Below are 10,896 nucleotides of genomic sequence, written 5' to 3'. Positions count from 1 at the left end.
TTCCGGCGTGTCGAGCCGGAAGGGACGGATTTCCTTGCCGTTGGACATGGTTTCCACCTGCCAGGTCGGGTCGACCGGCGCCGGAGCGCCGGCGGATTGGTCGGTCGCCGCCCACGGTCGCGCGGCGGCCCGGCCCTTCGCACCCGTGACAGTCACTGGTCCTCCCGGTCCGGGGGGCTCAGGCGAGCAGGGACTCGGTGAGTGGACGGCGCCCGGTGCGAGCCGGGCGCGGAGCCTGCCCAACCCGCCGGCCTCATCCGTCGGGCCCGCTCGGCGGTCACGCCGAGCGCGCCGCCGATCTGGTGCAGGGTCCACGCCGGCTCACCCAACCCGAAGTGCGTCCGGATCACCGCGCGTTCCCGATCACTGCCCGGCCCGGTCGACGCCGGAGACGGGCACGACGACTTCGAGTTTCATGTTCATGATCTGGACACGTCGTTCTCGCGGAAGTCGACGTGGATCGATGCCGGCCGGGCCACCCTCGCACGGCCCACGGCTCGTTCGACCAGCAGGCTCCCTGGTCTGCGCCTGGTCCTGGCTGCAGGCCGGCAAGGAGGTTGGGCGACCAGCCGGCGGATGCCCGCGACGCCTACGTCATTGCCGACGCGGCTCGCACCCTGCCGCACACGCTGCGGCGGGTCGACGCAGGCGACGAGGCCCTGGCCGAGCTGGAGGTCCTGGTCGGCTTCGACGACGACCTCGCCGGCGAGGCCACCCGTGTGTCGAACCGGATCCGGGGGCTGCTCACGCAGATCCACCCCGCTCTGGAACGGGTCCTCGGCCCGAAAGTGCAGCACAAGGCCGTCTTGGAGCTGCTGTCCCGGTGCGGCGGACCAGCAGGGCTGCGCAAGGCCGGCCGACGGAAACTGCTGTCCATCGCCGGCCCCCACGCCCCTCGCCTGGGCCAACGACTGGTCGAGCAGATCATGACCGCACTCGACGAGCAGACCGTCACCGTCCCCGGCACCCAAGCTGCGGAGACGATCCTGCCCCGCCTCGCCGACAGCCTCCGCGACGTCCTGCGTCAGCGCGACCAGGTCGCCGGCGAGGTCGAGAGGATCCTTGATGCGCACCCTCTTGCCCCGGTCCTGACCTCGATGCCCGGCATCGGCGTCAGGACCGCAGCCCGGATCCTGCTCGAAGTCGGCGACGGCACCGCCTTCCCGACCCCCGGCCACCTCGCCGCCTACGCCGGCCTCGCCCCTGTCACCCGACGATCCGGCACCAGCATCCGCGGCGAGCACCCACCCCGCGGCGGCAACAGGAACCTCAAACGCGCATTCTTCCTCGCCGCGTTCGCAGCTTTAGCCGACCCCACCAGCAGGGCCTACTACGACCGGAAACGAGCCGAGGGCAAGCGTCACAACGCCGCCCTCATCTGCCTCGCCCGACGCCGCTGCGACGTCCTGTTTGCCATACTCCGCGACAAAATCCCCTACCAGCACCGCCCAACAACCCCCGTCCCCGCTTGACGAACCCCATAGGGACACCCCCCCGGCCCATTCGGAACCACCCCCCGAGGTGGCCGCGTGCCGCCATAGGCCCGGGCACCAACCAGGGATTCACCCGGGTGCGACTCCGTGCGCCCGACGCTGAGACTGGCGGCAACGCGCATCCCGACTCCACCGGAGGTCTTCATGAGTACGCAGGCAAGCAACGACAACGCAACGGCGGCGTCCGGTGACGCGGCGATCCCGTTCCGGCTGGAGGTCGTCGTCATCCCTGTCGCTGACCCCGACCGCGCCAAGGACTTCTACATGGGACTGGGGTGGCGGCTCGACTCCGACTTCGCCGGCGACGACGGCTACCGAATTCTGCAGCTGACCCCACCCGGATCGAACGCTTCTATCATCTTCGGCAGTGGCGTCACCTCCGCCCAGGCGGGCTCGTTCGACGGGTTGCTCCTGGTGGTGGACGACATCGACAAGGCCCGCAACGACCTTCTCTCGCGCGGCGTCGATGTGAGTGAGCCGTTCCACGACGCCGGTGGCGGTCTCGGCGGCGGCTTCCACATGGGCAACAAGCAACGCGCCTCCGGGCCCCATCCCGAACGCCGCTCGTATGCCACGTACGCCTCGTTCGAAGATTCCGAGGGCAACCGCTACGTGCTGCAGGAAATCACGGAACGGCTTCCGGGTCGAGTCTGATGCTGGACGGCCGCCAGTTGCTCCGCGAGAACAACGATTCGGCTTTCCAACCGGTAACAAGGAGAACGTGGACGTGCCGTCGCTGGCGGATGTGCTGCACAAAAAGGTCAACATCATGATTCGTACGACAAGGTCGCCCCTCCGCACGACTGGTGGGACTGGTACGCGGCATACATGAACGCGCGTGAGGAGGGGAGCACCCCGGACGAGGCGTCCGCGGCCGCCGGCCGGTACATGGCGCAGGCCGAACACCTCGTCCACCCGCGTGACGGCCAACCCGACGGCAGCACAGCAGGCAGCGACCGCATCGACTGACACGGTCACCGCCCGGCTCGGAGCGAACCAGCGAGAGGACCAGGCGGGCGTGGGGAAGGGTGAACGGCGCGCACCAGCTACCGCGTTCCCGATGCGGCACAGGCCGACGGGGCGGTTCGTCATCGGCCGCCGACGCCCGCAGGGAGTCCTACGCGGTCGAGCCTCCGGCGAACCCCGTCGACCGTCGGCGGCATTGCCGCTTCCCGGGCGAGGGCTCGGGTCACCCGGCTCGCCCGCATCGGGGTGAACGCGCCGATGCCGTTGCCGCTCTGAGCGGTGGCCATGGAACAGTCCTTCGGCGAGCGGATCGGACAGCAGCGCGCCGACGACGTCGAGCAGTCCGCGGTTGGCTGGTGCGTCGTCGATTCTGCAGCCGGCCGGTCGCGCCTAGCCCGTAGTTGAGCGTGACCACGACCATGCCGCGACGCGCCAACGCGGCACCGTCGTACCCGGCTGCCGAGCAGGTGTCGGCAAGAAACTGCCGCTGTGGACGGAAAACCAGCACCGGCATCCGGCCGGCCGGCTGAACGGGGGCCACCCGCTGACCGTCAGGTAGTCCGCGCGGCGTCGCCGGGATGCCACGGTAAGCCGCTGAATGCGGTCATGTCCAGGTCGTGTCGGCGACGCGGTCGGGCGGCGGCGAGGACGCGACCGCATCGCAGATCTCGGTCCACGGCTCAAGGGCGGCCGGGCAAGGAAGCGGGCGGCGCCGCGCGGCGTGCCGCACGGCGTGTCGGCGACGGTCACCGCTGCGCCGCTTCGGCGAGCCGACCACCGGGTACGGGCCCGCGACACTGCCAGCTATCAGCTGCGTCAACCACTCGTCGCAGCGCTCACCGTCGTGCACTGCCGAGTCCGGGCATGCCCGGCCGTCCGAGTATGCCCGGACGGCCGAGCATCGTGATCTAGCGGTTTGCGGCGGCAGCACGGTACGGGGCCAGGAAGGTGGTCAGCGCCGCCAGCATCTCCTCGGGAGCCTGCTCGGCGACCCAGTGGCCGGCACCGGGGATGACCACGGTCTGCACGTCGTTCGCGATGCCTTCCATCCCTTGTCCGGCATAGTGCGCCCAGCTCTTCTCGCCGCCGATGCCGAGGACGGGCATCGTGAGTGGCTGAGTCCTGCGCTGCTCATTCTGGGCGATCATGGCGTGCCAGGCTCGATAGAGGCCGAAGGTGGCGCGTAGGGCGTCCCTGTCGCGGTTGTAGAGGCCGACGTAGTAATCGATGGCGTGCTCGGGCAGCAGCATCGGCCCGGCCTGAATGGTGAACTCGTAGCGGTAGAAGGCGTCGGCGTTCCCGCGGACCATGTCCACGATCAGCTCGTCGTTGACGCGGTTGAACGGGATGTGCCAGAGCCGATTGTTGAGCGCCTCTTCGATGAACAGCGGCGGCCCCGGGAGCATGGGGGGCCCGGGGATCTCGGCGAGGGCCACGCGGTCGACCCGGTCGCGGTGATCCGCGGCCAGCGCGTAGCCGATGATGTAGCCGGTGTCGTGGCCGACCACGGCGAACCGTTCGTGGCCGAGCGCGTCCATCAGCGCCGCCAGGTCGTTGGCGAGGGTGGCGCTGTCGTAGCCGTCCTGGGGCTTGTCGGTCAGCCCGATACCGCGCTGGTCGACTGCGATGACCGTGAAGTCCCGGGCCAGCGCCGGCATCAGGAAACGCCAGGCGTACCAGTTCTCCGGCCAGCCGTGCACAAGCAGCAGCGGCGGGCCGTCGCCTCCGATGACCACGTGCTGGCGCAATCCGTTGGCGTAGATGAACCGGCTGGTGAAGGTGGTGCGGAACCCGGCCGGGAGCTGCGGAGCCCCGGAGACCGAGCCGGGACCCGTCGGGTTTTGCGACTGGTGGTCGCCGGCGGCGTGCGCCGGGTGGGCGGCGAGCGCGTCCAGCGGCGCGAGGGCAGCGGTGCCGACCGCCGCGGCCGCTGCGCCGAGTAGGGCGCGCCGGCTTGGACCGGGTGTCGCTTCGGTGGCTTCGGTTCTGATCAAAACATCCTCCTGTTATGGAAACCATCTCGGCTACGGCGCGGGAGAAATGAGTTTGTGGGAGCCGCCTCCTGTCACCGCCCCGCGCCACTGCGGGCACCAATGTCGTGCTTGGAGCAGGCTCGTCGCACCCGTCGAACACCCTGGTCTGCAACCCTGGTCTCGGTGCACTGCCTGGCCAGCGGCGGCGCGCTGCGGCTGGACGTCAGGGGCGCCTCCTGAAGAGCACGGCCCCACCCGTTCGCCTCGCGCGAGTGCGCGGTGCATCCGGTCAGTACGCCGGCCCCGCCGTTGAGCGACCGGGCCAAGATCGTCGGTTCGGCTGATTCCGCCTGGCATCGATCACCTCGTATGCTGGCCAGCGAGGTCGCGGTGGGAGCGCCCACAAGCCGTGACCATCGAGTGGTGGCCGGTCCGATATCGGTTCGGCCATATGGGGAAGGTCGGCGTTGGTAGCAGAGGCTGGTGGGCGCGCCGCGGGTTTGCTTGGACGTCGTAGCGAGTGTGAGGCGCTCGACCGGCTTGTGGCTGATGTGGTCGCGGGTGCGAGTCGGATCTTGGTACTGCGTGGGGACGCGGGTGTAGGTAAGAGCGCGTTGTTGGGCTACTTGTCCGATCGGGTCGCCGACTGGCGGATCGCGTCGGCGGTAGGCGTGGAGTCGGAGATGGAACTGGCCTATAGCGGCCTCCATCAGTTGTGCGCGCCCATGCTGGACCTCCTTGAGCGGCTGCCGGTCCCGCAGCGCGACGCGTTGGCGACCGTGTTCGGGCTGAGCGCTGGTCCCGTTCCGGACCGGCTCATGGTGGGACTCGCGACGCTGACCCTCGTGGCGGAGGCCGCCGGGCAGCACCCGCTGATCTGTCTCGTCGAGGACGCGCAGTGGCTCGACCACGCCTCCGCGCAGATCCTCGCTTTCGTCGCCCGCCGCCTGCTCGCGGAGCGTGTCGCGGTCGTGTGCGCGGCGCGCACCGGGACCGGGGACGACGTCCTTGCCGGGCTGCCCTCGTTGCCAATCGGCGGACTCAGCGACGGCGATGCACGCACGCTACTGCTTGGCAACGTGCACGGCCCCCTGGATGCGGCCGTCTGCGACCAGATCATCACGGAAAGTCATGGCAATCCTCTGGCGCTCCTCGAGCTGCCGCGCACGTGGCGGGCAGCGGACGTCGCCGGAGGGTTTGGGTTTCCCGCCAGCCGGCCGGTAGCAGGAAAGATCGAGCAGAGCTACGTCCAGCGGCTCCGAATGCTGCCCTCCGACACCCAGCTGCTCGTCCTCGCCGCGGCCGCGGAACCTCTCGGCGACCCGGTGCTGCTCCACCGTGCCGCCGAGGCCGTCGGTATCGACATGGCTGCGGCCGCTCCCGCGATGGACGCCGGACTCCTCCAGATTCGCGGGCGCGTGGAGTTCACCCATCCACTCGTCCGATCCGCCGCCTACCGTGCGGCCACCACCGCCGACCGCCACCGGGTGCATCGCGCCCTCGCGGTGGCAACTGAGGCCAAGGCGGACCCGGACCGGCGCGCCTGGCACCGCGCCCGCGCCACGCCCGGGCCTGACGAGGACGTGGCCACCGAACTCGTGCGCTCGGCCGGACGCGCACAGTCCCGCGGCGGGCTCGCAGCCGCTGCCGCCTTTCTGGCCCGCGCGACCGAGCTGACGCCGGATCCAGCGAAGCGGGTTCACCGGGCGCTGGACGCAGCCTTCGCCAACGTGCAGTCGGGAGCCTTCGACGTCGCATGTGCCCTGCTCGCCGTCGCCCGCGACGGACCGGCGGACGAGTTCCAACGCGCGCGGATCGACATGGTGCGTGCCCAGTTGGCCTTCGCATCGAGCCGCGGCAACGAAGCGACACCGCTGCTGCTGGCTGCCGCCCGACGCCTCGAGCCACTCGACGTCGGGCTCGCACGTCAGACGTACCTGGACGCATTCTCCGCGGCGCATTTCGCGGGCCGGCTCCATGACGGTGTGGGCATTGCCGATGTGGCACTCGCGGCCCGCGCCGCGCCGCGCCCGTCGGACAACAAGCCCACGGCTGGCGACCTGCTGTTGGACGCATTCGGCGCGCTCGCCGACGAGTATGAAGCGGCGGTTCCGCTGTGCCGGGACGCGTTGCAGAAACTCCGCCGCGACGAAATCTCGGCCAGGGAAAGGCTGCGCTGGTTGTGGCAGGGTCTTGTGCTCGCGCTGGAGCTGTGGGACGACGAGAGCGCGCACATCCTGTCGCATCGCCACCTTCAGATCGCCCGGACAATGGGCGCGTTGACCGAGCTACCACACGCGCTTAGCTCGCACGTTCCCCTGCTCGTGTTCTGCGGCGAGCTCTCGGCCGCCGCCTCGCTGGTCGCAGAATCACAGTCGGTAAAGGAGGCGATCGGGATCAGCACGGCGCCGTACGGTGCGTTGAGCGTCGCCGCGTGGCGGGGCAAGGCACGCGAGGCGACAGAACTGATCGAGGTCACGATTCGCGAGGCTGGCTCCCGCGGCGAGGGAGTTGGAGTCGCCTACAGTGAGTACACGCACGCCCTCCTGTGTAACAGCTTGGGCCAGTATGAGGCGGCACTAGCCGCGGCGCGCCGGGCGTGCGCGGATCCGGAGGAGGTGATCGCGCACAGCCGGGGCTTGACGGAGCTGATCGAGTCGGCCACACGAACCGGGAGGACTGATCTGGCGGCGGAGGCTTTGGACCGGCTCGCTGGAAAGGCACGAGCGAGCGGAACCGACTGGGCGCTTGGGGTGGAGGCCCGGGCGCGAGCACTGCTGTGCGAAGGAGACGATGCCGAGGGCCGGTTCCGGGCGGCTGTCGAGCATCTGAGCCGAGCACGGGTGCGCGCCGAGCTCGCCCGCGCTCACCTGCTGTACGGGGAGTGGCTTCGACGGGCGAACCGCCGGGTGGACGCCCGCGGTGAATTGACCATCGCATACGAGATGTTCAGCGCGATGGGCATGGAGGGTTTCGCGGAGCGCACCCGCCGGGAACTGCTGGCAACGGGCGCGACAGTGCGTAAGCGCAGTGTCGAGACTCGCAATGACCTCACTGCACAGGAAGCCCAGATCGCGCGCCTGGCTCGTGACGGCCTGTCGAATCCGGAGATCGGTGAGCAACTGTTCATCAGTACCCGAACCGTCGAGTGGCATCTGCGCAAGGTGTTCACCAAGCTTGGCATCAGCTCCCGCCGGCAGCTCCGCGGGGCCCTTCTTCGATAGCGGCCGCCCGGTCGCGACCGACGGGCGGCCCAGAACCAGTAGCCGTTGTAGGCACTTTGAGTGGCCGGTCCCCGGCTTGAGCACGAACGTGTCGGGGTCGTACTCTTGGATGTCGAGGTCCTCCTGGATCGTCCGTCCGGGGTCGAACAGGAAGGTCCATTAAGCGCCGACCGAAGCGCGGAACTCCTGCAGCGTGTGGTGCTCGTCGGTCGAGATCGTGACTATCTGGGTGTAGGCCACCGCGACCTTTGACTAGAACGCCGCTAGTTCGAGGTGTTGCTGGTGCTCTTTGGGGCGGTGGCACACGGGAGTGTGAGGATCAGCGGATCGCGGCCCTGCAGCTCGCTGAGTGTGCGGACGGTGCTGGTGTGGTCGGGCAGCGCGTAATCAGGGGAGACGCGCCTGGGTGATGTCGGGAGGCATGGGATGACCGCCTCTCACGCGGCGTCGCGGGGGGCGTGATCTGCACGGTGCTCATGTCGACTTCACTGACTGCCGTGGGCCCGGGCGGCCGGTTGCGCCGGGGAGACTGCCTGGCCCGGCCCTGGTCTGCTGGCGGGTCGCGCCACCCTCTGCGGGCCTGGGGGCAGGACCAGGCACGGGCTCGGCACGGACCAGGGTCTTTCCCTGGGTCGAAAGGGCCGTGGGCCGCGCGAGGGTGGTTGGGCTCGCTCGTCGGGCCGGCGGCTTCTTTCGAACGGATACGGCCGACTGTATTGAGCCCGCATGGCGGAGGGGGACAACTGATGGACATCACGACTTTGACAGGGCTTCTGCGGGAGGCGGAGGAGCACCACGGCGCGTACGAGGCGACCGCTCCCAAGCACCACTGGTCGGACTGGTACGCCGCCTATATCGTCGCCCGCGAGGGTGGCCGCAACCCCTACGAGGCGGCCTGCGACGCCGCGCTGCATATGGAAGCGGTGCTGCGATGAACTACGGCTATGACGTGATTGTCCTGGGTGGCGGCTCTCCGGGCGAGCACTGCGCGGGTGCGCTGGCCGAGGGCGGCCTTAGGGTCGCACTGGTTGAGCGGGAGCTGGTGGGCGGCGAGTGTTCGTACTGGGCGTGCATCCCGTCCAAGACGCTGCTGCGTCCCGGCGAGGCGGTGCACGGGGCGCGGGAGGCGGCGGCCACCGCCCAGGTCGACGTCGAGGCGACGCCGGCCTGGCGGGATTTCATGGTCTCCGACTATTCCGACGCCGGTCAGCAACGGTGGCTCGCCGGCAAGGGCATCGACCTGCTACGCGGCACCGGCCGGCTCGCCGGTACAGGCATCGTCGAGGTCGACGGTGTGCGCTACACCGCCGAACACGTCGTTTTGGCCACCGGCTCGTCCCCGTTCCGGCCGCCCATCCCCGGCCTGGCCGACCTACCTGACGTCTGGACCAACCGTGAGGTTACCGGCATGAAGGCCGTCCCGCGGCGGCTGATCGTGCTCGGCGGTGGGCCAGTCGGGGTGGAGATGGCCCAGGCGGTACGCCGCCTCGGTCGCGACGTGATCCTCGCCGCCGCCGGCCGCCTGCTCGACCATGAGCCCGCGCCACTGGGCGAGGCGCTCGGCGAGGTGTTGCGCCGCGACGGCATCGAACTCGTCCTCGGCGTCCACGCGAGCGCGGCCCGGCGCGACGGCCCCGACTATGTGCTGACTCTCGACGACGGCCGGGAGCTACGCGGCGACCGGCTGCTGGTCGCCACCGGGCGGCGGCCCCGGGTGGACGGCATCGGCCTGGAGACCGTCGGCGTGTCGGCCGACCGGCGCGGCATCCCGGTCGACGCGCGCCTGCGCGCCGGCGAGCGGCTGTGGGCCATCGGCGACGTCACCGGCCAGTGGCTGCTCACCCATGTTGGCAAGTACCAGGGCGACGTCGTGGCCGCGAACATCCTCGGCGAACCGCGTGAGGCGAACTACGACGCCGTGCCGCGCGTGGTCTACACCGACCCGCAGGCGGCCTCGGTGGGCGCCACCGGGGCCCGGTTCGCCGTGACCGTCCCCGTGAACGAGGTGGCCAGGACGGCCACCTACACCCGCGCCTACGCCGAGTCCAACGGCTTCCTGACCCTGCTCAGTGACGGCGAGCGGCTCACCGGCGCCTACGCGTTGGCTCCGGAGGCCGGTGAGTGGCTGCAACAGGCAACCCTCGCCATCCGTGCCCAGGTACCGCTCGCCGTGCTGCGCGACACCATCCAGCCCTTCCCCACCTTCTCCGAGATCTACGTAGCCGCACTGAACGCGCTCCACAACAAGATCACCACCAGACACCAAACAGCCGGGGCGGGATCGCGATGAACGAGGTCACTGCCGGCTTACGTACGCCCTCGAGACCGCCGGTCCCGGCAGCGCGCTCCGCCGAGGATGCGGGAAACACCGGGGCCAGCTCGCTGATCGCCCTGCGCAGTGCGACCGGCGTGGCGCTGATCGCCGCCACGGTGCTCGCCTCGATGGGTGGTTTCCTCGACGCCAACGTCGTCAACGTGGCGGTGCCGGCGATCGGTCGCGACCTGTCCCGCGATCACCGTGCCGACGATCACCATCGATGGCCAGTTCGATCCCTTCACACCTGCCGGTGACGCCTCGGCGTACCGCGGCAAGTTCATCGGGAAGTACGCACACCGGGTCGTCAAGGTCGGCCAAAACGTGCCGCAGGAACCCCCCCCCAGGCATTCGCCCAAGCCGTCGTCGACGCCAACCATCTGTGACCCCTGACCGGAAAACGCCGGGTCGTGGAGGGCGTGACCGTCCGGAAGCTCGCGCGTCCTCGCGGGGCGGCACTGAGTCGCGTTGGAGAACGAGAAATGGATTGGCTCATGTGGTGGGCGCAATGGTTGGACCTCGGCGATTCACCTGGTCCATGGAACTGGGGTCGCCACGAAGCCGTGGCCACCCCATACTCCGCCCTCGACCTTTGGCTCATCCAACTCACCTACGAGGTCGTCGCGGCGGAGTCGACCTGTGCCCGATGCGGTGCCCCGCTCGGTCGTCGGCTCCGCATCATACCCTCGGCCACCGCTCGTCCCGGGTCCTGGACCGTGTCGATCGTGACATGGTGCAGAGGCTTCAGGCGCCACCGGCACGTCGCCACCGCCGAGAAAGCCTTGAACGATCTCATACTCGGGCCACTTCGGGCAGGCTGACGGGCGCGACTGCCCATCATCAGGAGGGGAGCACAGGTCGTGGACATGAACCCTCGGGCATGACACCTCAGAGCAGTTCCACGTCGAGGAGGTTTCGCCGTCTAA

The 10,896-nt window shown here is 69.6% G+C and carries 7 protein-coding genes and 2 pseudogenes; 7 read left to right on the top strand and 2 right to left on the bottom strand.

The window, feature by feature from the left end; all coding sequences use genetic code 11:
• Window positions 1-152: 152 nt before the first annotated feature.
• A pseudogene (locus tag HCJ94_RS31605) lies at window positions 153-356 on the bottom strand (hypothetical protein); the annotation flags it as partial.
• Window positions 357-560: 204 nt separating this feature from the next.
• Between HCJ94_RS31605 and HCJ94_RS28755 the strand changes: the two are divergent.
• From HCJ94_RS28755 to HCJ94_RS29765, 3 genes and pseudogenes are all read left to right on the top strand, one after another.
• A pseudogene (locus HCJ94_RS28755) lies at window positions 561-1,472 on the top strand (IS110 family RNA-guided transposase); the annotation flags it as partial.
• A gap of 165 nt (window positions 1,473-1,637) precedes the next feature.
• Window positions 1,638-2,147, top strand: coding sequence for a VOC family protein (locus HCJ94_RS28750; RefSeq protein WP_168004145.1), 510 nt, complete (start codon window positions 1,638-1,640; stop codon window positions 2,145-2,147).
• 174 nt (window positions 2,148-2,321) lie between these two features.
• Window positions 2,322-2,462, top strand: a complete 141-nt coding sequence (locus HCJ94_RS29765) for a hypothetical protein (protein ID WP_205802075.1) — start codon at window positions 2,322-2,324, stop codon at window positions 2,460-2,462.
• A gap of 905 nt (window positions 2,463-3,367) precedes the next feature.
• Here HCJ94_RS29765 and HCJ94_RS28735 read toward each other — a convergent pair.
• Window positions 3,368-4,453, bottom strand: coding sequence for an alpha/beta fold hydrolase (locus HCJ94_RS28735; protein ID WP_240944595.1), 1,086 nt, complete (start codon window positions 4,451-4,453; stop codon window positions 3,368-3,370).
• 446 nt (window positions 4,454-4,899) lie between these two features.
• On the opposite strand from HCJ94_RS28735, the gene HCJ94_RS28730 reads away from it, so the two are divergent.
• The 4 genes from HCJ94_RS28730 (at window position 4,900) to HCJ94_RS28715 (ending at window position 10,227) form a co-directional block, all read left to right on the top strand.
• Window positions 4,900-7,656 (top strand): helix-turn-helix transcriptional regulator, encoded by a 2,757-nt coding sequence (locus tag HCJ94_RS28730; RefSeq protein ID WP_168004144.1) that lies wholly within the window; start codon window positions 4,900-4,902, stop codon window positions 7,654-7,656.
• 746 nt (window positions 7,657-8,402) lie between these two features.
• On the top strand, window positions 8,403-8,591 hold the full coding sequence (locus HCJ94_RS28725; RefSeq protein WP_168004143.1) for a bleomycin resistance protein: 189 nt from the start codon (window positions 8,403-8,405) through the stop codon (window positions 8,589-8,591).
• The gene (locus tag HCJ94_RS28720) at window positions 8,588-9,946 is read left to right on the top strand and encodes a dihydrolipoyl dehydrogenase family protein (protein WP_168004142.1); all 1,359 of its coding nucleotides are present in this window, start codon (window positions 8,588-8,590) and stop codon (window positions 9,944-9,946) included. Before HCJ94_RS28725 ends, HCJ94_RS28720 begins: the two co-directional genes overlap by 4 nt.
• 119 nt (window positions 9,947-10,065) lie before the next feature.
• Window positions 10,066-10,227, top strand: a complete 162-nt coding sequence (locus HCJ94_RS28715; protein WP_168004141.1) for a hypothetical protein — start codon at window positions 10,066-10,068, stop codon at window positions 10,225-10,227.
• Window positions 10,228-10,896 lie beyond the last annotated feature (669 nt).

Source organism: Micromonospora thermarum (genome assembly GCF_012034245.1).
Taxonomy (GTDB): domain Bacteria; phylum Actinomycetota; class Actinomycetes; order Mycobacteriales; family Micromonosporaceae; genus Micromonospora; species Micromonospora thermarum.
Note: the sequence above shows the minus strand (reverse complement) of the source record. Positions and strands in the feature narration are given on the sequence as shown.